16 protein-coding genes and 1 pseudogene are annotated in these 21,637 nt (G+C 44.4%); 15 read left to right on the forward strand and 2 right to left on the reverse strand.

Annotated elements, in window-relative coordinates; all coding sequences use genetic code 11:
• Window positions 1–1,110 (reverse strand): 5-methyltetrahydropteroyltriglutamate--homocysteine S-methyltransferase, encoded by a 1,110-nt coding sequence (locus OF158_RS05615; RefSeq protein WP_035181986.1) that lies wholly within the window; start codon window positions 1,108–1,110, stop codon window positions 1–3.
• Between the two features lie 227 nt (window positions 1,111–1,337).
• On the opposite strand from OF158_RS05615, the gene OF158_RS05620 reads away from it, so the two are divergent.
• The 15 genes from OF158_RS05620 to OF158_RS05690 all read left to right on the forward strand — a co-directional run bounded on the left by OF158_RS05620 (window position 1,338) and on the right by OF158_RS05690 (window position 20,324).
• Window positions 1,338–1,634 carry a WXG100 family type VII secretion target gene (locus OF158_RS05620; RefSeq protein ID WP_035181994.1) on the forward strand — a complete coding sequence of 99 codons (297 nt, stop codon included), beginning with the start codon at window positions 1,338–1,340 and terminating at the stop codon, window positions 1,632–1,634.
• 516 nt (window positions 1,635–2,150) lie between these two features.
• The gene (locus OF158_RS05625; RefSeq protein ID WP_225620960.1) at window positions 2,151–2,420 is read left to right on the forward strand and encodes a YhgE/Pip domain-containing protein; all 270 of its coding nucleotides are present in this window, start codon (window positions 2,151–2,153) and stop codon (window positions 2,418–2,420) included.
• Window positions 2,421–2,437: 17 nt separating this feature from the next.
• Window positions 2,438–5,548: a type VII secretion protein EsaA gene (locus OF158_RS05630; protein ID WP_229035822.1), complete on the forward strand. Its 3,111-nt coding sequence runs from the start codon at window positions 2,438–2,440 to the stop codon at window positions 5,546–5,548.
• Window positions 5,473–5,844 carry a hypothetical protein gene (locus tag OF158_RS05635; RefSeq protein ID WP_128890942.1) on the forward strand — a complete coding sequence of 124 codons (372 nt, stop codon included), beginning with the start codon at window positions 5,473–5,475 and terminating at the stop codon, window positions 5,842–5,844. The genes OF158_RS05630 and OF158_RS05635 overlap by 76 nt, the downstream gene beginning before the upstream one ends.
• Before the next feature lie 520 nt (window positions 5,845–6,364).
• Window positions 6,365–7,342 (forward strand): LacI family DNA-binding transcriptional regulator, encoded by a 978-nt coding sequence (locus OF158_RS05640; RefSeq protein WP_035181985.1) that lies wholly within the window; start codon window positions 6,365–6,367, stop codon window positions 7,340–7,342.
• A 513-nt stretch (window positions 7,343–7,855) separates the two neighbouring features.
• Window positions 7,856–9,262, forward strand: coding sequence for an SLC45 family MFS transporter (locus OF158_RS05645; RefSeq protein WP_035181984.1), 1,407 nt, complete (start codon window positions 7,856–7,858; stop codon window positions 9,260–9,262).
• A gap of 19 nt (window positions 9,263–9,281) precedes the next feature.
• Entirely contained in the window at window positions 9,282–11,564 is a 2,283-nt protein-coding gene (locus OF158_RS05650) for a glycoside hydrolase family 65 protein (RefSeq protein ID WP_272864720.1), read from the forward strand.
• A 228-nt stretch (window positions 11,565–11,792) separates the two neighbouring features.
• A complete protein-coding gene (pgmB, locus tag OF158_RS05655; RefSeq protein WP_035181982.1) occupies window positions 11,793–12,482 on the forward strand; it encodes a beta-phosphoglucomutase in 690 nt (229 codons plus the stop codon).
• A 1,304-nt stretch (window positions 12,483–13,786) separates the two neighbouring features.
• Window positions 13,787–15,253 (forward strand): FtsK/SpoIIIE domain-containing protein, encoded by a 1,467-nt coding sequence (locus OF158_RS05660; RefSeq protein WP_052042099.1) that lies wholly within the window; start codon window positions 13,787–13,789, stop codon window positions 15,251–15,253.
• A complete protein-coding gene (locus tag OF158_RS05665) occupies window positions 15,223–15,852 on the forward strand; it encodes a hypothetical protein (RefSeq protein ID WP_052042097.1) in 630 nt (209 codons plus the stop codon). The genes OF158_RS05660 and OF158_RS05665 overlap by 31 nt, the downstream gene beginning before the upstream one ends.
• A 15-nt stretch (window positions 15,853–15,867) precedes the next feature.
• On the forward strand, window positions 15,868–16,050 hold the full coding sequence (locus OF158_RS05670; RefSeq protein ID WP_035181980.1) for a hypothetical protein: 183 nt from the start codon (window positions 15,868–15,870) through the stop codon (window positions 16,048–16,050).
• A gap of 250 nt (window positions 16,051–16,300) precedes the next feature.
• Complete coding sequence (locus tag OF158_RS05675) at window positions 16,301–16,594, forward strand: TIGR04197 family type VII secretion effector (protein WP_035181979.1); 294 nt, start codon at window positions 16,301–16,303, stop codon at window positions 16,592–16,594.
• A 12-nt stretch (window positions 16,595–16,606) separates the two neighbouring features.
• Window positions 16,607–16,789, forward strand: a complete 183-nt coding sequence (locus OF158_RS05680; protein WP_014095659.1) for a hypothetical protein — start codon at window positions 16,607–16,609, stop codon at window positions 16,787–16,789.
• A gap of 468 nt (window positions 16,790–17,257) precedes the next feature.
• The gene (locus tag OF158_RS05685) at window positions 17,258–18,247 is read left to right on the forward strand and encodes a D-isomer specific 2-hydroxyacid dehydrogenase family protein (RefSeq protein ID WP_035181978.1); all 990 of its coding nucleotides are present in this window, start codon (window positions 17,258–17,260) and stop codon (window positions 18,245–18,247) included.
• A 658-nt stretch (window positions 18,248–18,905) separates the two neighbouring features.
• A complete protein-coding gene (locus OF158_RS05690) occupies window positions 18,906–20,324 on the forward strand; it encodes an MFS transporter (protein ID WP_014095657.1) in 1,419 nt (472 codons plus the stop codon).
• 131 nt (window positions 20,325–20,455) lie between these two features.
• On the opposite strand, the pseudogene OF158_RS05695 reads toward OF158_RS05690, so the two are convergent.
• Window positions 20,456–21,637 (reverse strand): annotated as a pseudogene (locus OF158_RS05695) (AGE family epimerase/isomerase).

Consider the following 21,637-nt stretch of genomic DNA (forward strand, 5'->3'; position numbering starts at 1 on the left):
CTATCCCCAAACTTCCCCGGCAATCTTTACCACGTGTGATAGTTTTGCCCATTGTTCTTCCTCAGTAAGCAGATTGCCTTCTTCTGTGGAAGCGAAACCGCATTGCGGACTGAGGCAAAGCTGTTCAAGCGGGACATACTTGGAGGCTTCGTCAATTCTGCGCTTCACATCGTCCGCATTTTCGAGCTCGCCGAATTTGGAAGTGACAAGGCCGAGCACAATTTGCAGGTCTTTCCTTTGTACATGGCGCAAGGGTTCGAATCCGCCGGCGCGGTCGCTGTCATATTCCAGGAAAAAGCCGTCAATATTGAGGCCGTTAAATAGCGTTTCGGCGACCGGTTCATAGCCGCCGGAAGCAATCCATGTCGAACGGAAATTGCCCCGGCAAATGTGTATCGTAACTGTCAAATCATCGGGCCGTCCGCTGACTGCTTCATTTATGGTGCGGGCATAAAGTTTTTCCAGATGGCCCGGATTCACCCCGCGGGCTTTCAACTGTTCTTTTTGTTCATCGGAGCAAAGGTATGCCCATGCTGTATCATCGAGCTGCAAATAGCGGCAGCCGGCATCGTAAAAAGCGGCAATCGCTTTTTTATAAGCTTTTCCAAGATCGTGGAAAAACAAATCTTCATCCGCCTGGTAACGCCCGTATGCAATCTTGCCGCGGAAATGCAGCATGCTAGGACTTGGAATGGTCATTTTAGGCATGTGGTCCCCGGCAATGCTATGTAAAAATTTATAATCATCAATCATCGGATGGCCGGAAAAATCCAGATCTCCGATTATCCGGATGGAATGCGATTTAGTCTGCTTTTCTTTAAATTGGATGCCGCCCCCGGATTCGTATCCTTGCACACCAGTAAGATTTTCGAGAAAATCAAAATGCCAGTAAGCCCGTCGGAATTCTCCGTCTGTTACAGACTGCAGGCCGATTTCTTTCTGCTTTTCCACAATCCTTTTGATTTCCTCATTTTCTAATTCACGCAGCGCCTCTTTTGGGATTTCGCCTGATTCTTGCCGGCGGCGGGCTTGTTTCAACTTTTCCGGCCTGAGCATACTCCCGACATGATCGGCGCGGAATGGTGGTGTTGTCTTTCTTGCCAATTGCATCTTCTCCTTTTCTTGTAAATATTTAGAATGATAGCAAAAAAAGGAAGGAAAGTAAACCGCTTTTTGGCAAATGAATGTGCCAAGTGATGTACTGCAAGCAAAAGATCAAAAACAAAAACGGGCCAGGAGCCGACCAAAATGTCTTTTTACACCGGCTCAAAAAGACAAAACCGTCGCAGCTTTCCACTGAACTGTCTTTTACAACAGCTCAAAAAGACAAAATGATGGTGGCAGGACAAATTCGAATGACGCCTGAAGAACTCAAGGCAAAGGCACAGCGCTACGGCAATGCCGGGCAGCAAATTGAACAATTGTTGAGGGACCTTACCAATCTGCAAAATGAATTACGTGGGGAATGGGAGGGCCGTGCGTTCCAGGGCTTCGATGACCAGTTCAACCAGCTGAAGCCGAAAGTACAAAATTTTGCCCAGCTCATGCATGACATTAATACGCAGCTGAACAAAACGGCGGATGCAGTTGCGCAGCATGATGAAGAATTGTCCCGGAACTTCGGGCTTCAATAACACATCTGCAGTCTTTTTCCACAAAGAGCCACGCGACAGCCGTTGTGTGGCTTTTTCTCTATTGAAAATGCAAGACGGAAGCTATCTATCTTGAAAGACGCGCTTGTTCATTTTTATTCCTTTGATGGTGCTGCATTCATGCCGGCATGGGCAATGAACCTGAAATATGCACCTATTATAAATGAACTTAAGCTCAGCTGGGAGAGCGCCACCTTGGGGGGGGGAGGTTGCTGGTTCGAGATCAGTGGGAATCATCCTTGAAACCCTTAGTTTTTACATTGAGACAAGGTCATCCATTTGTAAGATGATTCCTTTTTGCAGCCGGCAACAAAGTAGCAATGGTTCATTCATTTTATAGTTTTGAAAGAAAAATTCAGCATAAAACGTGTATTGAACGAATGAAACTACGTTTTCTCGCCATATCTGAAACTTCCATATCGGTTTTCACGCGGCTTACAGCTATAGAAACATCCATTTTAATTCCAATCAAACAGGAACGAGGGGAGTGGAAAAGTTTTGAGAAGATGGTTAGCAGGGGGAGCCGCATTTCTTCTATTTATACTTGTCCTGACATCTGGCAGTTCTTATTTTGGGTTAGATGCGGCAAAGCAGGGAACCACGAGCGATGATGACAGGAAAATGGCAGTGGCGCTCGTCAATAAAGACGAAGGCGGCCAATTTAATGGAAAAAAATACACATTTGGAAATGAATTTGTCAAAAGTATCGAAAAAGACAACAGCCAGGACTGGTATGTTGTAAGCCGCGGGATGGCGAAAATGGACTGAATGACAATACATACAATATGATGATCGTCATCCCAAGCGATTTTACAAAAAGGGCATTATCCATTGATTCCAAAAATCCGCAAAATATTGTACTCAATTACAAAGTCAATGCATCGGACAGCTCTGCTTTAAAGGCAAAAGCTGAAAAAACGGCCGGCTCCATACTCGAAGATTTTAACCGGCGGATTATCGATGTTTATTTTGCCAGTGTCCTTGGCAATCTGCATGACGCGCAGGACAATGTATCCGCCCTTGTAAACGAAGAAAAAAAACATACATCAGATTACATTCAACATGTGAAGGCACCGATTGCCGGATACACCGGGCAATTTGCAACGGTCCAGGACCAGTCGCAGCTTTCAAAAGAGGTATTTAAAGGATTTCAGGATCTGCTGAAAAGCAACAGCAGTGTACTGGCAGATGGCAAAAAGGAAGGGGACTCACTCCAAAACGATTATTTGGATTATGTCAAAATGAAAAATATGACCGACTCCCTTGCCAAAAATTTCAGCGACCGTCTTCTTTCTTTAAATGACGCGCTAACGAGCGAAGCCGTCAAACAACAGCTTGATGGCCTTAACCTTGCAAACGAAGCGGTGCGCGCCCAGTTCAGCAATAAAACGGGTGAAAATGCGAATATCCGCTTCGAATCCGATACAATCCGGCAATATCTGGCTGATATGGCGAATGCGCTCCGTGCGCAGCAGAACGACCTTGAAACGACTCTCCAATCCGACCTGCAGCAGTCGATTAGTGGGCAACTGCAAAAAAATTTCAACGCGGGGGATCAGAAGGTCCCGTTAAACCGGTTTTTTGAAGGGCCTGATAAATCAATCCGGGCTGCTATTGAGCGCGAAATTGAAAAACTGCCGGCACTGAAATTAGAGGAAATTGAAAATGCCGGTTTGGATGAATCAGTATCTTCTGGCTTAAAAAACGTCATTTCCGTTACGAACCAATATGACGAAGAATTCGGATACACCCCTCTGGCAAAAATTGAGACGCTGCCGATTGTGGAACAAGTGGAGGATATCAAGAAAAATCTTGAAGAAAACGGGCTTGTCTTATCGGATGAAGTCGCAGACCTGCCGGAAATGAAGAAAGACGGGCAAATCTTTACGCTTCAAATCCCGGATGCTTTTACGTTGGAAAAATTGACCTTCGTTCTCCCTGGCGGCGAAGAGAAAACATATGGGGCGAACGATGTAAAAGATAACGGGGTCACGCTTCCAAAAACGGCTCAAGGACCTTTTTCAGTCAAAGCAAAAGTCATTTTGAAAAAGGATCGGGAAGACGTAAAACTTTTTGAGCCGGTTGCCTGGTCCTGGAAAATCAAACAGGAAGATGCGACAGACAGCAAAGGAAAAACCGGAGATGACGAAAGCGGCCAAAAGGAAAACGGAAAAATGGAAAAAAATAGCAAGACTGGTGACGCCCGCAAGGCAGCACATGCAAGTAAGGGCGAAACAACCGTTAGCGGCACCCCGAAGAGCACTGGCAGAAACGCAAACAGCGGGGCTGGCGATAAAGGAGACAGTGGTTCTAAAGGAAGCGGATCCAGCAATGGCGGTAGTCCGGCAAATAGCGGCACGGAGACCGGAAACAAGGCCGGCAATACACCGGGGAATGGCTCTGGGACTAGCACAACAAATGACAATCCGGGGAACGGCACAGCAAACGACAATCCGGGTAACGGCTCCGGTACCGGAAATGGGGCTGGCAACGCGCCGGGGAATGGCTCCGGAACCGGCACAGCAAACGACAATCCGGGGAATGGCACAACAAATGACAATCCGGATAATGGCACAGGAACCGGAAATGGAGCCGGCAATACGGATAACGGCACGGGGACCGGAACAGGCACGGATCCTCAAAATCCCGGAAATGGTGACGCCGGAAATGGGGGGACCGGGGACACAAGCGGAAACGCGGGCGGCACACAGCAGCCAGAACCGGTCACGATTGTCAACAATACGATTTCGCACCAAGCGATGACGATGCTCACGGATGATCCGGAAAACAAACTGATGAAGAGTTTAAATGAAACAATCCGGGAATATCAGAAGACCGCAATGTTGTATGAACTGTACTTTGGAAAAAATGCAGATGATTTGGCAGGTGCCGGCAGCTTAAAAGATGCTGCAACGGAAGACTCGCTGTACTACCTGTTTAACAAGCAGAATATCGCGGATGTGCTTGCCGCTTATATTGCCGGGCAGATTTCAGAAGATGTCCGCGCACAGACGGCAGCATTGAAAAACAAAACGGACGGCTGGCTCGAGCTTGTGGAAGAAACGCAAAGCCATGCCGACCAAATGGCATCGCAAATCCAGGCTGCCATGGCACAGGCGGAAAATATGAATACGGCCATTATGGCAACACTGCAGCAGCTGGATGACTGGCGGCAAACTTCGCTCGATCTTCAAAAAGACAACGGGCAAATGACTGAAAGCATGGGAAAAGAAGGAACAACGGTCGTTTACCTCGGGGACCGGCTGACAACGTTGCTTGCAACAAGCGAGTCATTAAAAGAAGTATCCGAGCATAACCTGCATGCTGCGGACACCGTTTTTACAACCTTTGATGAAATTGACAAGCAGGCCGGGGACATCAAAACGAGCGGGCAGATTTTGGTTAAACGAGCCAATTCACTTTCCGACAACTTGCTCAACAAGCTTTCGGGCGATGAGAAATTTGCGAAAAATTTCGTAGGTGTATTGGCAAAAAGCCGTATCGGCAACCGTCCGAATGAAGATTTGCTAAACTTTTTGTCCAATCCGGTGCAGACGAAAAACAGCGGGACGATCGCTGCAAAAGACAGTTTTGTGCCGTACTATCTCGTGCTGATTTTTTTCATTTCCGCACTGTTTACGGCTTATGTCCTATCAACCTTTGAAAAACGGCGCGCCTCCGGCAGTTCTTTCGAAGAAGAAAAGCCGTTGTATGCGACCATTATGCCGGCGGCTGTACTGACTGCCGGCACAGGAATTGTGGAAGGCCTGCTGATTGGCGCAATTTCAGCTGCCTATTTGCATATCGCAGAGGATAATATTTGCCATGGATCGGATTGTCCGTTGCCATCAGTTTTTCAATGGTGGCTGTTGCCGTATACTTGTTGCGGCAACTGAAGATGGTCGGCATGTTTCTTCTGTTGATGGTGCTTTGCCTGTATTTGTTTCTCACGGATACGCTCGGCATCCACTTTGATCCGGCCTCGGCAGCTGCAATGTGGCAGCGGGTTTCGCCTTTACAGTATATCCAGAACTTGCTTGCTGGGTTTGACAGTCACAATGTGGATTCCGTGCGCTACCTGATTGTACTCGTTTCTGTTGGCTTATTGGCAGAAATCGGCCAGCTGTTCGTTCTGAACCGCTTTACAAAAGCAGGGGAGGCGGAAGATGACGATGTCCATCAGGCACTTTAATGTGGCAATCGCGGCTTTGTTTGCCGCGTTTGCCCTTCATGCTATGCCGGCAAAACCCTCAATTAAATACCGTTATTTTCAACTAATTTAACAAAATTTATCAAATGGGATTTGTAGCTATGAATATTTCAGGTTGATTTGTCTCAGTAGTTGAAATACTGACTACTGAGTTTATAAGCATGTCATTATCTTGACCAAAATATTCGCAAAGCGGAAGAAAACCGTATAGAGGGGGGAGATGGCGATCATGACAATCATGATGATGAAGGAAACCATCCTTCTAACCCCGGTTTGGAAAGTCACAGTGAATCCGGTTCTACTGCAGAAAAGCAGAACAAAGGGAAACTGATCCTGGATGTCAATTGTGCGTCGGCTGACATTGCTTACCCTATGAATAAATAATTTAAAAATCATGTATTCAGTCTATGATTTCTATGAATAATTGCTTAAAATAAATCTATCTAAGAGCTCTGCATCGATCCGATTATTCAGTTATTTTTCCTGAAGAAAGGTGATTTAGATGACAACCATTCGGGATATTGCGAAAAAAGCAAATGTCTCCGTTTCGACTGCTTCACGGGCTTTGAATAATAATCCGCGCATCAGCGTAAAGACAAGACAGCGCATCCAAGACATCGCAGCCGCGGAAGGTTATATGCCGAACTATAATGCCAAAAATTTAACGCTTGGTGAGGCAAACGTCGTAGGGGTTATATTTCCGGCAGCTGAAAACAATGTACAGGGGAATCCTTTCTATATTGATATTTTACGGGGCATCAACAAACAGCTGGCCCCTCGCCACTACGTTCTGTCAGTTGCGATTGGTGATCACACAGAACAAGTTTTTGAGAACGTGAAATCTATGGTTGAACAGGCGAAAGTAAAGCGATTTATCTTACTGTATTCCTATGCAGGCGATCCGGTAACAGAATACTTGCGAAAAAAGGCATTGCGCTTTGTCATTATCGGCGAGCCGGTTGAAGATAAAAATGATTTTTATGTAGACAATAATAATTATCAAGCTGGTATTGCTGGAACAGAATACTTGCTTGGGCATTTAGGGGCGAAACACCCGGTTTTTATCGAATCTTCCCATGAATGGCCTTATGAGCGCAGCAGGCGGGAAGGCTTTCAGGCAGCCATTTTAAGACGTGGCGTTTCCCCACTGATTTACCGCCTTCAAAAGGAAAACAATGACGGCATAACGGAGGAGTTTATCCGGCAGCATCCGGAAATTGATAGTATCATGGCGACTGATGACATGATCGGTTTTGAATTTTACCATCATTGGCAGTGCGCCCATCCTGGCAAAAGCATACCGGCTGTAAGCTTTAATCATTCTTTTATTTTACAATTGGCAAATCATCAGTTTCATTCGATCAATTTATTTCCGGAAAATCTCGGTTCTGCAGCTGTCGAGCTGCTTTTTACAGATAAGGAAAATAAGGGGGGCGAAGAGCCACCGCGTAAAATCATTCTGCCATTTGAAATCAGTTAACGGCAGTGTTTTACATGCAGCAGATTCCAATCTTGCAACCGGTTTATGGATATTGTGTGAAACCGGTTGCGCTGATCCGGTAAAATTATATATAATAAAGATGTTCGATGCAGAAGACCCAAAATGATGAACATGTTCATTTTTTATTGCCTGTAATGCAACCGATTGCGCAATCCCCTGCCATGAGGTTTTAATAAGATTAAATCTATAACTACTAGCAGGAACTAAGAAATCTGGAAGAAAATTTGTTGGGGCTTCCAATAAATATGGAAAGCGATAGTACATTGGTGGCAAAAATGCAACCGGTTGCGCATTGAAAAGGGGGAATTACGATGAGGATTACCCAAAAATAAGGGAATAAAACTTATGCTGGAACGAACCAATATGGATCTTCAAAGTCTGTAATAAATATGGAAGGTGTCTCTGCGTTTACGGGGGAATGCAACCGGTTGTGAACGCAACCAGAAATATCCGGCCTGAGCGCAGGCTCTTAAATAGAATGGAGGAATGATCATGCGAGCAACGGTGAATACCGACGAAAAAAGTATTGGACGGGTAAAATCATCTGCAACTGTTAAAGACGGCAAGAAAATTGACAGCCACCAATTGCCGGCGCTGCCAATCAGCACGATTTGGATGATTAGTTTTGGTTTTTTAGGTGTGCAAATGGCCTTTTCACTGCAAAGTTCGAATATGGGGCGCATCTTTCAAACGATTGGCGCCGATCCGACAAAATTAGGTTTCTTCTTCATCCTGCCTCCGCTTGCTGGACTTGTTGTCCAGCCGTTGGTCGGTTATTTCTCTGACCGGACATGGATACCGAAACTGGGCCGCCGGATCCCTTATTTGTTGGTAGGGGCCGCTGTGGCTGTGATAGTTATGTGTTTGCTTCCGAATGCCGGAAGTTTTGGCTTTGGGTTCGGATCAATAACAGCGTTGACATTTGGAGCGGTGACTATCTTGTTTATGGATTTATCTTCCAATGTAGCCATGCAACCGTTTAAGATGATGGTCGGCGACATGGTAAATGAAGAACAAAAAGGTTTTGCTTATGCTGTCCAAAGTTTTCTCTCTAACAGCGGTGCAGTACTGGCATGTATTTTTCCGTTTGTTTTAACGGCATTGGGCGTTTCAAACAGTGCTCCAAAAGGCGTGGTGCCGCAATCGGTTGTGGTCTCGTTTTACAGCGGAGCCGTTATTTTAATTGTGTGCAGCCTGTTTACGGTTTTTAAAGTCAAAGAATATTCCCCGGATGAGTATGCCGTTTATCATGGCATCCAAAATCAAGCACAAAAAGAAAAAATGGGCATGTTTCAATTGCTCCTCAATGCGCCGAAAGAGTTCTGGACGATTACTGTCGTACAATTTTTCTGCTGGATGGGTTTTCAATATTTGTGGACGTATGGAGCGGGGGCAGTGGCCAAAAACGCTTGGAATGCAGTGGATCCGTCAAGCACGGCCTATCAGGAAGCAGCCAACTGGTTCGGCGTTTTATCAGGCGTGTATTCCCTTGCCGCGGTATTTTGGTCTCTTGTGTTAACAAAGGTACCGAAAAATAAACAGAAACCGGCTTATGCGTTCAGCCTAGTGCTTGGCGGGGTTGGTTTCGGTTCAGTTTTCTTTATCCACAACCCGGGCACATTACTTGTTTCGTTTATCCTGATCGGCATTGCATGGGCTGCGATGATGGCATTCCCGTTCACGATTCTGACCAATGCATTATCAGGAGAGAATATGGGAACCTATCTCGGGTTGTTTAACGGCAGCATCTGTTTGCCACAAATTGTGGCTTCCTGCTTAAGTTTTTTGATATTCCCGGCGCTCGGGTCCTCTATGCCGGCGATGATTTTGTTGTCAGGCGTGCTGCTGGTTATTGGGGCGGCTTCTGTTTCGCTGATTAAAACAACGCAAACAAAGTAAATTTTTATGGAAAAGGGGAATGAATATGAAACGTATTTTTGAAGTACAGCCATGGAATGTTGTCAGCCATGATTTTAACCGGGCAGAAAAAAGGCTGCAGGAATCCATGACCAGTTTAGGCAACGGCTATATGGGCATGCGCGGGTTTTTCGAGGAGAACTACAGCGGAGATACTTTGCCGGGTATTTATTTAGGCGGTGTATGGTTTCCGGACAGGACCCGTGTAGGGTGGTGGAAAATCGGTTATCCTGAATACTTCGGCAAGGTGATTAATGCCATCAATTTTATTAAAATCAATATTGCGTTAAACGGAGAATTTATTGATTTGGCTAAAGATGAGATTACCGGATTCGAACTGAATCTCGATATGAAAAACGCACGTCTTACCCGTTCTTTTACTGTGGAAAAGGGTACGGTAAAAGTTGTGGTTACCTTTGAACGTTTCTTGAGTGTTGCCCAAAAAGAATTGTCAGTCCAGCGGGTTCGCCTAAAAAATCTCGGATCAGATGATGTGGACGTTAAGATCATTTCAGCCATCGATGCGGACGTTAAAAATGAAGATGCAAACTACGGCGAACGCTTTTGGGAAGTATTGCAAACTGATCAAAAAGAACAATCCGGATCACTGGTTGCCATTACGAAAGCCAACCCGTTCGGAACCCCGCGCTTTACGGTCGGGGCGGAAATGCACCATCGGACAGCTTTGCAAGCGAAAGTAGCTGCACCGGCTCATGATAAAGAAGTTGTAAATGGATTTAGCGGTAAATTGGTAGCCGGTTCGGAAATCGATTTTGAAAAGCGCGTGATCGTGGTTACCTCTCGGGATTATCATACTCAAAATAATTTGGTTTCTGCGATGAACGCGATCAGCGAAAAAACTGACAATCTATCCTATGATGAATTATTCGATGCCCATCGTGCGATTTGGGCAGAGCGCTGGGAAAAGTCGGACGTCAAAATTGAAGGCGATGTTGCAGCACAGCAGGGGATCCGTTTTAACCTCTTCCAGATGTTTTCAACGTATTATGGTGAAGACGCCCGCCTTAACATTGGCCCGAAAGGATTTACAGGTGAAAAATACGGCGGTGCCACGTATTGGGATACTGAGGCTTTTGCCCTGCCGTTTTACTTGGGGGTGGCAGAACCAAAAATTTCCAAAAATCTGTTGAAGTACCGTTACCAGCAGCTCGATGGCGCTTATCATAATGCTAAAAAGCAAGGATTAAAGGGCGCTTTGTTCCCTATGGTCACTTTCGATGGCATTGAGTCCCACAATGAATGGGAAATTACGTTTGAAGAAATTCACCGGAACGGGGATATTGCCTTTGCCATTTATAACTACACCCGCTATACCGGAGACAAGTCCTATGTTTTAAACGAAGGCAGCAAAGTGTTGACAGAAATCTCCCGGTTCTGGGCTGACCGCGTGCATTTTTCCAAACGCAAACAAAAATATATGCTGCACGGCGTCACCGGTCCTGACGAATATGAGAATAATGTGGATAATAACTGGTATACCAACTACATGGCCCGATGGACTTTGGCATACACTTTGCAGGTCCTGGAGGAAGTTTCTCAGGAACAGGCAGCTGTTTTAAATGTGACAGAGGAAGAAAAACAGTTGTGGCAGGATATTGTAGACCGCATGTATCTTCCGGAAGATGAAGAACTCGGCATTTTTGTCCAGCATGACGGTTTCCTTGATAAAGATATTAAGCCTGTGAGCGAAATTCCGGCTGATGAATTGCCAATCAATCAGCACTGGTCATGGGATAAAATACTGCGTTCGGCGTATATCAAACAAGCGGATGTATTGCAAGGAATCTGGAATTTTATTGATGAATTTACACCGGAACAGAAAAAACGCAACTTTGATTTTTACGAACCTTTAACCGTGCATGAATCGAGCCTGTCTGCTTCTATCCATGCGATTCTGGCTTCCGATCTGCACGATGAAAACAAGGCGGTGGAAATGTATGAACGGACATCACGCCTTGACTTGGACAACTATAACAATGATACCGAAGACGGGCTGCATATCACTTCAATGACGGGGAGCTGGCTGGCTATAGTGCAGGGATTTGCCGGCATGCGTGTCCGGGATGGCAAGCTGCACTTTGCCCCGTTCCTGCCGAAAAAATGGGACAAATACCAATTCCGCCTGTTGTTCCGAGGCCGTCTGATTGAAGTAGGTGTGGATACAAATGGAGTGTCACTTGAATTGCTGGAAGGCGAACCCTTGACGGTCGGTTTGTATGGAAAAGACGTTGAACTGGTTGCACAATCTTCGGTTTTTGTTTAAATGATTCTCCTTTATGCGAAGATATCGGAGGCATTTTTCCAAAATATTTTCATCCTAATGCTCGGTTAAATGTTATTGTTGATGGCCGCGGGAGACTCCTGCGGGATACGCGGGACAGGCTGGCCCCCTCTTGCTGAGGTATCGGGCAAGAATTGGCAAACGGGCGGATATCGCGGCCATCAACATTGTACACTAACGTAAAAATAGAAAAAGTCTGGGAGATTCCAAATGAGAAGTTTTCATGATATTAAAGGATTTGCTTTTGACCTTGATGGTGTGTTGACGGATACCGCCCGTTTCCATGCACAGGCATGGAAGAAAACGGCAGAGGAAGTCGGCACGAAATGGACAGATGAACTGGCTGCGGGTTTAAAAGGAATCAGCCGGATGGATTCCCTGGAAATGATCCTGAAGGCCGGAAACTGTGAGCATTCTTATACACACGAACAGAAAGCACAATTGGCAGATGAAAAAAATGAGTATTATAAAAAGCTGATCGATACATTAACGCCGGAGGATATTTTGCCGGGAATGGCTGAATTTTTAATGGAGGTCAAGCATAAAGGGTACAAGCTTGCCGTCGCTTCGGCTTCCAAGAACGCACCCATCATTTTAGAGAGATTGGGCATCGCTGATATGTTTGATGCGGTTGTTGATCCGGCTGCTTTAAAATCCGGTAAGCCTGACCCTGAAATTTTTGTCCGCGCTGCAGAGTTGATGAATCTGCAACCTTGTGAAGTGATCGGCTTGGAAGACTCTATCGCGGGTATCAAGTCAATTAATGGTGCGGGGGAAGTATCGGTCGGGATCGGGGACAAAGATGAACTTTATGAAGCGGCTATCCACTTTGCCTCAACCGCGGAGGTCAGCCTTTCTACCATTCAAGGTGATCCATATTTTTCTAAATCAAATTTGTAAAATATCCATTGTTCATCTAAGAAAAAGAAATGGATATTTTTTCAGAAAAGGGGCAGTCCCAAAGTCCTTTTTAAACAAGAAAACCCGTTGAGATATTAATTTTTCTCGACGGGTTTTTTCATTTAAAGCAAAATTTCCCCTGTGGAAACGGTCCTGAGAAACTATGTCACGACCGTTAGAGCAAGGGTGTCTATCGTGTGATGGAATCTGAAGGAAGCTGGAGGCAAAATTCTGATCCGAGGAACGAACATCATTAGGCGTACTTTCACAGGGTGAGGCTGCTAAACAAGTCAAAGCCCAAAAGCTATTCGGACGTGAAAACGTAAATGGTGCGGATGCATGGGATGAAAGTGAATCACCTTACCACGGTAAGCGTAAAATAATACCCATCTACTAACATAGGCGGATATTATTTTACGCTTACATAATAAAGAAATACGAATTCCAATGTAGTCCAATTACACAACTGACCATGATGCACGCTGTTTTTCCAAGCTTTAGCCACATTGTAAATAGGGCTTGCTGAATAAGTGAAATTCCTAGATTTGGCAAGGCTGCTGACAGCTTTGGCCACCATTTAAATGCATGGGTTTTACAACAAATCCAGGGAAATGCCTGCACGTGAAATCCGATTCAACGTATGGAGAAGATCAAATCACCCCTTTTCGCAAAAGGATTCTTCTATATTTTGAGACAGAGGTTGTAGATAAATTGGGCACAAACTCAGCGTCGGATTCGTTCAGCAAGCCCTAAATAGGAATAATGACGTTGACAAACAATTGCCTCCGTCAAATTCATTACATTTTAAATGATACCAGAATACGTGACGAAATTTTTCACTTCACGCTAAACCCATTCACATGCTTTTTTTGAGCGGACAAGAAAGCATGAAAAAACAGGATGAGCCATTGAAAAAGAAGGCAACACGAAGAATCCGAACCGTCATTCAGAATATGATAACGATGGCTTCTAAGCTGGTTACGAGGGCCGGGAATGGTAATTTTAAGGTCACAGGGGACAACAAACGACTGCTGACTTTTGCTCACTTATATAATACCTTAATACTAGAAATCCTGGGTAATAAGCGATAAGAAGAAAACCGAAACAAACCAATAAGTATGCAAAAATAAAAATTTGAAGATCTACTTGTTATGATCTAAAATAAGTGAAAAAAGAGAAATATTTATCTATCAAAGCAACAAAAGTGCATTATCGAATAATCAGATAATATTAGAGTTTCACTCTTGGGAAACTGCTTACCACCAGTGTTTACTAGTTTTTCATCAGGGATTCAGGTCTATTTTATGAAAGAACTCGTATCGACTGCCCGTATCGGCCGGTCACTCGGCATCCATTTGATTTTGGCAACGCAAAAACCGAGCGGGGTTGTCGACGACCAAATCTGGTCCAACTCGAAATTCAAACTGTCGCTCAAAGTCCAAAACACAAGCGATTCCATGGAAATTTTAAAAACGCCGGATGCTGCAGAGATCACCTTGCCGGGCCGCGCCTACTTGCAGGTCGGCAACAATGAAATATACGAACTGTTCCAAAGCGCATGGAGCGGCGCCAACTACGTCCCGGACCAGGACGACCAGGACATGTTGGACACTACGATTTATGCGATCAACGACCTTGGCCAGTACGAACCTATTTCTGCAGACTTAAGCGGGCTTGCTAACCAGAAAGAAATTACCAAAGTCCCGACCGAACTCGAAGCCGTCGTCGATTGGATCCATGCCCGCGCCAAAAAACTCGGCATCGCCCAACTACCAAAACCGTGGCTGCCGCCGCTTGAAGAGCGGATCTATCTGCCGGAATTGCATGCGGTGGATTTTAGGGAAAGTTGGCAAAATGAAAAAACAGATCTTGAGCCGGTGATTGGTTTTGCGGATTTGCCTGAAATGCAAGAACAAAAGGTGCTGCAGCTCAATATGGCGAAAGATGGACACATCTTGATTTATTCAAGTCCGGGGTACGGAAAATCTACATTTCTCCAAACAACGGTAATGGATCTGGCCAGAGTGAACAACCCGGAAAACTTGCATGTGTATTTGCTTGATTTTGGTACAAACGGCTTGCTTCCGTTAAAGGAACTGCCGCATGTTGCTGATACGATAATGATTGATGAAACCGAAAAAATTTCAAAACTGATCCGGCTTACTTCATCGGAGATTAAAAAGCGGAAAAGGCGGCTTAGCCAGTACGGGGTTGCAAACTTGAAAATGTACGAGAAAGCAAGCAAAGAACATGTTCCTGACCTGCTTTTTGTCATAGATAATTACGATGCTGTCAGGGAAGCGGATAATTCGGATGCTTTTGAGAAAATGATTACACAAATTGCCAGGGAAGGAGCAAGTATCGGCCTGCATCTTGTTATCAGCGCCAGCCGGCAAAACGCAATGCGGATGCAAGTATTATCAAATATTAAAATACAAATTCCGTTGTATTTAATAGACCGTACAGATGTCCGTGCCATTGTAGGGAAAACAGATATTGAAATTGAGGAAATACCGGGAAGAGGGATCGTAAAGTTGGATAATCCGATATTGTTCCAAACCGCATTGCCAGCGAGCGGAACGGATACCCTTGCGATCATAGAAAATATTCAAAAAGAAGCAAAGGAAATGGACCGTTTCTGGAGCGGAAAGCGGCCAGCCCCAATTCCGGTGATGCCAGAAGTCCTTGAATTTCCACAGTTTGCAGCAAATCCTGCTGCAAAGGAATATGCTGAAAAAGGATGGATTCCAAGCTGGAGTTTGAAAATGTAACGCCCATTGCAATTGACACGAATGCCAGTGGGCTCTTTCTCTTGATGAGCGACCGGCTGGATGAATTAAGCCGATTGAGAGAATCGGTCACAAAAAATTTGTCACTTATAAAAAATAAGAAGCAAATTATGGTCATTGATTCGGGTGAACAATCTTTGTCACGGATAGCTTCACAGCTCCATGCCTATATTTCGGAGCAGGAAATCATCTCCAGGGTGAAAAATGATCTGCTGGTTGAAATAGAAAAAAGAATGAAAACCGGTTTACTTGATCCCAATTGGATAATCTTTATTTCCGATTTAAAAGACTTCTGCCGGCGGACAAATCTCACAGCAGAAGAAATGAATAAGCTGCTGAAGAATGGACCCAAAACAGCCATTCATTTTATCATCGGATCAGAATATGCTTATGTGGGCCAAAGTTTTGAAGAAGTGCCAAGACTTGTACGTGATTATGTGGAGACAGGGCTGATTAGTATGCGTCTAAGTGATCAGGATGTATTTAAACAATCCTATATTTCTAATGAAAAGTATCCAAAACCGTACGAGGGTTATTTTGTTCGTGACTATCAATATGAAAGAATTAAAATTCCTCAATAAAAGGATGGATGTATGATGGATGAAATGGTGCATACTTTGATGAATCAGAAGTCCAGGCTCTCAAGCCAAAAAATTCACATTCAGCAGGATCTGGCAGATATAAACGCAAAGATTAAGAGATTAAAAAGTGCTTTAGGAGAACTGGAAAAGGAAATTTCCAATTTACAGGACAAAGCAAAGCCAATTTTAAATTTTTGAAATCGACGGCAGCAAGTGGAAAGGTGAAAAAAAGGGGAAATTTGAGGAGGCTTATGATGTTTACCAGAAAAGTATAAATAACTATTTAAAAAAAGCGGAAAATAAAAAGGAGCAGTTGAGCGACGAAATCAGACGTGAAGAAAGCAAACGTTCCATGTACCAAGACAGCCTATCTAGTATTGCCGCACAGATTTCAAACGTGTCAAACCTCATTGAGACTGCGCAAAACAAAAAATAGAGGTGACTTTACATGGGAGAAATTAAACTGAATGTTGAATTGTTCAATTCAAATATTGAACAACTGCAGGCAGCCGTGTCAGACATGGAGACCAATCTCATCAAAACAACGTCTTTTGACCAGACGAACATTAACCCGTTTAAAGAAGAGCTAAAACAAGTGACAAAGGCGATGGAACTGCTCAGTAAATATAAATCGATTTTGGAAGCAGATATTCAGACCCTTAAGAACACCGGGGAAGCCATCAAGAAACTCGATGAACAAATTGAAAAATCCTATGTTAATTATCGAAAATTGCAACAGTAAAGGAGGCAAACCATGGGCAACAAAGTTGAGATGACTGAAGTCGTTTCTTTTTCGGATGAATTGAAATCGGCGGCAAGTTCGTTGAAAAGCCAGCTCGATGCTATTAAAAAAAGCGCAAATCAAATTGCAGAAATGGATTCCTTTACTGGATTACAGCAGATGCTGCGAAAGATTATCTCAAAGATTTTCATATGAAAACAACGGAAAACTTTATTTGAAAGCTTGAGTGTACAATTCTCCAGTCATATTTTATCGGTCCAGTCAGAAGTAGATTCAAGCAACGCAGTGCTTTTAGACAGCGACTATCTAGAACTTCCTGAATAAACAAAAATTACAAATTTGACAAGGATTTCTGCCGCTTTTGTCGAATAAAAAGTGTAGGGGTTTTATAGGAAACACGTAAAATCTTTGCTTTTGAAGCCGTTACGATGTATAAAAAGACCGGACGATCGTTCACTTTGGCAAAAATGAAATAGAAAGAATCGCTGATCCGTCTTGTTGGATTGGGCATGGGTATCTTGTCGCTGGCCTGGTAAAACCAGGCTTCTGGACACCGGAATCCAATTGGAGACATGGGGAGGAGATGGGTTTATTGCGGGCGTGGTTAATGAAGCCATGCGTAGTTTTTAGCATGATCAAAATGAATGGAAAGGAAGCTGTCGTATGAGAAAAGTTGTTGCCTATGAGACGAGGGCGGATGAATTCCCCTTATTTCAAAAGTTTGCGAGAAAATTTGATTTGGATATCAAGTATGTGGATGATGTGTTAACCCCTGAAACGGCAGTGGAAGCAAAAGGGGCTGAAGCGGTGACGATCCTTGGGAATTATCCGGTGGGCGCCGAAACTTTTATGGCTTTAAGAGATGCCGGTGTAAAATATATTGGCTTGAGGACTGCAGGGTATAATCATATCGATCAGGAAGCCGCCAAAGCATATGGCATTCGTTTTTCGAATGTGGCGTATTCGCCCTATTGTGTTGCCGATTTTGCAACGATGCTGATTTTGATGTGTGTAAGGAAAGCAAAACAGATCTTAAGCCGTGTGGAGGCACAAGATTTTTCTGTGGAAGGGATTCAGGGCAGGGAAATGCATAACTTAACGATCGGGATTATTGGCGCCGGCAGAATCGGCAGTATTGTTGCGAAAAATTTGTCCGGTTTTGGCTGCAACATCATTGCACACGATACCGTTGAAAGAGATGAATTGCGCGGCATTTTGAAATATGTATCTTTGGATGAACTGCTGAAGGAAAGCGATGTGATAACCATCCACACACCCTTATTTGATCGTACATACCATATGATTAACCAGGATCGGATTGCAAAAATGAAGGACGGCGTTTGCATCATCAATTGTTCCCGTGGTGCCGTAGTGGATACGGATGCGCTTATCGCAGGGATCGAGGCGGGGAAAGTCGGCGCTGCCGGGATTGATGTACTGGAAGATGAGGAAGGGATTTTTCATTATGACCGCCGCACGGATATTTTGGCCCACCACCAGCTGGCTATTCTGAGATCTTTTCCCAATGTGATCGTCACGCCGCACACTGCGTTTTACACCGATCAGGCGGTTAGCGATATGGTGGAAATGGCGCTAACATCGCTTGTATCCTTTATGGAGACGGGGAAGAGCAGGTGGGAGATAAAATCATGAAGAGGATAAGCAGCTTTTTTATCATTGCAGGACAAACATAGAGATATTTAAGCACAGATTGAATGACCATTTTACAGCATTGCTGTTGGCCTGATCCGTTGAAATAATGGGGTGGAAGCTGATTTTTTGCGTTAACACTTCGATTATGGTAAACTAATCAATGAACCGTTCAAAAAAGCTGTTGAGCGTTGTCCGATTGTTCATCTGTAATGCGTTCCGTCTTTAACGGCATATAACCCGCTTTCACTATTTGAGGTATAAAGAAGATAGGTGGGGAACCAGCTGCCCGTAAAAATCTTTAGAGGCGCCTTAAGCCTCCGTTTCCTGTCCGCCTCCGCCCATTTTAAGCCCTTTTTCACTTTGCTAACTTGCACTCTTGCCCGCTATCTTCGAGTAGTTGATCAATTCTTGCACTACATATGCCTGCCATCTATTCGGTGGTTTTTCTGGAAATATTAGCAGAAATGCTGAAGTATCAACGAGTGGTTTTTAATTTCAATGATTCCCATTTCCATTCGCCTGCGGGTTTTTGAAAAAGAAAGCCAAAACAAATGACGGCTGATGAAAAAATCTTTTATCAATGTAGGTATTAAAAATGAATCTTTATAGAAGGGAAGACAGGTGCCGAAAACTATCAAATAAGGAGTAGATTTGAAAAATGGTATTTAATAAGAAAAAAATTAACATCGTTAATATTCGACAAACGAAAAAAAGCGTGTTTGCTACAGGAGTAGGAAACGCGATGGAATGGTTTGATTTTGGCTTGTATTCTTATTTAGCTGTCATTATCAGCCGGAACTTTTTTAGTGCCGTGGAGAATGACGAGCTGAAATTAATGTTTACATTTGCCACATTTGCGATTGCCTTTTTAATGCGCCCTTTAGGCGGTGTTATATTCGGCAGAATCGGAGATAAATATGGGAGAAAAGTCGTTTTAACCATCACGATTATTTTAATGGCTTTTTCCACACTCCTAATCGGTTTATTACCTACGTATGACCAAATTGGAATATGGGCCCCGGTGCTCTTATTAGTAGCCAGAATTATTCAAGGATTTTCAACTGGCGGCGAATATGCCGGCGCCATGGTCTATATTGCAGAATCTTCCCCGGACAATAAGCGTAATGTGCTTGGAAGCGGACTGGAAATTGGTACGCTTGCCGGCTATATATTAGCTTCACTCCTTGCCAGTACGCTCTTCATCACGCTAACTGACCAGCAGATGGCCACATGGGGTTGGCGAATTCCATTTTTGCTTGGCTTGCCTTTAGGGCTGGTAGGGTTTTATTTAAGAGCCCATTTAGAGGAAACCCCCATTTTCGAAAATGAACTTTCTGTGGAGGGTGTCCAGGAGGAAAGCTTCCTTTCGATTTTAAAAAACCATAAAAAAGACATTCTAGTATGTTTCGTATCTGTCGCATTCTTTAATGTTACAAACTATATGTTATTATCCTACATGCCATCGTATTTGGATGAGGTGATTGGTTTATCCAGTACGGCAGGGACGGTATTAATTACGCTGATTATGGTGATTATGGTGCCGCTCGCTTTATTGTTTGGGAAGCTCAGCGACCAAATTGGAAACAAGACGGTTTTAATCATGGGTTTAGGCGGATTAACCTTATTATCTGTCCTTGCATTTTACTTCATCCATTTGAATACAATTGCATTCGTATTTTTAGGTATTCTCATTTTAGGTATTTTGCTTTCAACTTATGAAGGCACGATGCCTGGTACTTTGCCAACCATGTTTTACACGGATATTCGGTACAGAACACTGGCTGTGACTTTTAATGTTTCTGTTTCATTATTTGGCGGCACTACCCCGCTCATCTCAACATGGCTGGTTCACCAAACCGGGAATGCCCTGGCGCCTGCTTTTTATCTGACATTCTTCAGCCTTATTGGCTTTTTCGTCATCTTGTTCTTGTTCACCAGTACTTCCGGAAAGTCTCTAAAGGGTTCGTACCCAACAGTGGCGACGAAGACGGAGTATAAGGAAGCTATAGAAAATCCAAGACATTCATTATGGTGGCTGATGGAAAAACAAGAGGAAAATAAGCGTCTGTACAATTAAACGGCTGTGCAAAATTTGTGCCGGGGATGGCAGGCTTGCCGGCCTTTCCGGATCCCAGCTCAGCCTTTAAACAGAAAAAGCGCCAAAAGATTTGGCGCTTTTTCTGTTGATAAAGTGAAAGTTTCCGCTGCTTATGGTTTTGAAAATGCCTGCAGTGCCTGGTAGCAGGCAGCGACGGGATGGTAGTCGGTTTTCGGCGGGGAGCTTTTCGGGCCGGAAACACGTTCATTTTTCCGGTTGAGCAGTTTATACCAGCCGCCGTATTGGTGGTCGATCAAGTAGTTGGAAGCATAAGAAAACAGCTGATTGTACCGCTCGGAGTAGATACTTTTTCCGGTTTTTGCGGCAAGAAGCGCAGAGGCTGCGATCGCTTCCGATATCACCCAGTAGTTTTTATCCGTATCAATGACTTCGCCTTGTGGAGAGAGTGCAAAAAAGATGCCGCCGAATGTTTCATCAGCGCCTTTCTCCCAGGCTTTTCCGTAAAGTTCTTCAGCTGTCTCAACTATCCACGGTTCAGAGAGATGGCGGTCAAGCCACATCAGCAGTTTGCTTCATTCCAGCTGATGGCCGGGAATAAAGCCGTATGGGCGGAACTCATCTTTTGTTTGGTGAAGATGATAGGTCCAATCCGGCTGCCAGTCAGGTGTGTAGTTTTCCCAGATCATTCCGCCGGATCTCTCTTTTAATGTGCGGCAGACGCTTTCTGCTAGTTTATATGCCCGGTTTAAGTATTTCTTTTCGCCGGTTGCTTCGTATGCCGTAAGCATGGCTTCACACATATGCATATTTGCGTTTTGCCCGCGGTAGGAAGAAAGTGTTGACCAGGATGCATCCCATTCATCCCGGTAGAGCCCGTCGTCCGGATCCCAGAAATGCTGCTCTGTAACATGGTACAGATCCTCGATCAGTTCCTTCGCACCCCGGATGCCGGCTTGATCAGCAATGGCGGCTGCCAACAGGGCGAATGCATGGCCGTATGTCATTTTTGCGGGATCTTTTACACTCTGCCCTTTTAATTCAAAAAAGTAGCCGCCGTATTTTTTATCACGATGGCGATTTTTCAGAAATTCAATACCGTGGGCAGCGGCCTGTGCACACCACTCCGGCCCGCCAATCAGGGAGCCAATGCTGAAATTGTAAATAAACCGGCTTGTACCGACCAGATGCTTTGTTTCCCGGTCATTGATGGAGCCATTATCGAGAAAACCGTTTATATACCCGCCGTTTTCCGTATCTATGCAGGCAGGATAATAAAATTCAAGAATTTGAATGATTTGCTGTTTTAAAACGTGAGGGTCTTTAAAGTCCAT

The organism is Weizmannia sp. WK01 (genome assembly GCF_025905465.1).
In the GTDB taxonomy this organism is placed as follows: Bacteria; Bacillota; Bacilli; order Bacillales; family Bacillaceae_C; genus Weizmannia; species Weizmannia faecalis.

Bases quoted from the DNA above. Each gene is read 5' to 3' on its own strand.
- OF158_RS05615 (WP_035181986.1), bottom strand. From the start codon at position 1,110: ATGCAATTGGCAAGAAAGACAACACCACCATTCCGCGCCGATCATGTC.
- OF158_RS05630 (WP_229035822.1), top strand. From the start codon at position 2,438: ATGATGATCGTCATCCCAAGCGATTTTACAAAAAGGGCATTATCCATT.
- OF158_RS05640 (WP_035181985.1), top strand. From the start codon at position 6,365: ATGACAACCATTCGGGATATTGCGAAAAAAGCAAATGTCTCCGTTTCG.
- OF158_RS05645 (WP_035181984.1), top strand. From the start codon at position 7,856: ATGCGAGCAACGGTGAATACCGACGAAAAAAGTATTGGACGGGTAAAA.
- OF158_RS05650 (WP_272864720.1), top strand. From the start codon at position 9,282: ATGAATATGAAACGTATTTTTGAAGTACAGCCATGGAATGTTGTCAGC.
- pgmB (WP_035181982.1), top strand. From the start codon at position 11,793: ATGAGAAGTTTTCATGATATTAAAGGATTTGCTTTTGACCTTGATGGT.
- OF158_RS05660 (WP_052042099.1), top strand. From the start codon at position 13,787: ATGAAAGAACTCGTATCGACTGCCCGTATCGGCCGGTCACTCGGCATC.
- OF158_RS05665 (WP_052042097.1), top strand. From the start codon at position 15,223: ATGGATTCCAAGCTGGAGTTTGAAAATGTAACGCCCATTGCAATTGAC.
- OF158_RS05670 (WP_035181980.1), top strand. From the start codon at position 15,868: ATGGATGAAATGGTGCATACTTTGATGAATCAGAAGTCCAGGCTCTCA.
- OF158_RS05675 (WP_035181979.1), top strand. From the start codon at position 16,301: ATGGGAGAAATTAAACTGAATGTTGAATTGTTCAATTCAAATATTGAA.
- OF158_RS05680 (WP_014095659.1), top strand. From the start codon at position 16,607: ATGGGCAACAAAGTTGAGATGACTGAAGTCGTTTCTTTTTCGGATGAA.
- OF158_RS05685 (WP_035181978.1), top strand. From the start codon at position 17,258: ATGAGAAAAGTTGTTGCCTATGAGACGAGGGCGGATGAATTCCCCTTA.
- OF158_RS05690 (WP_014095657.1), top strand. From the start codon at position 18,906: ATGGTATTTAATAAGAAAAAAATTAACATCGTTAATATTCGACAAACG.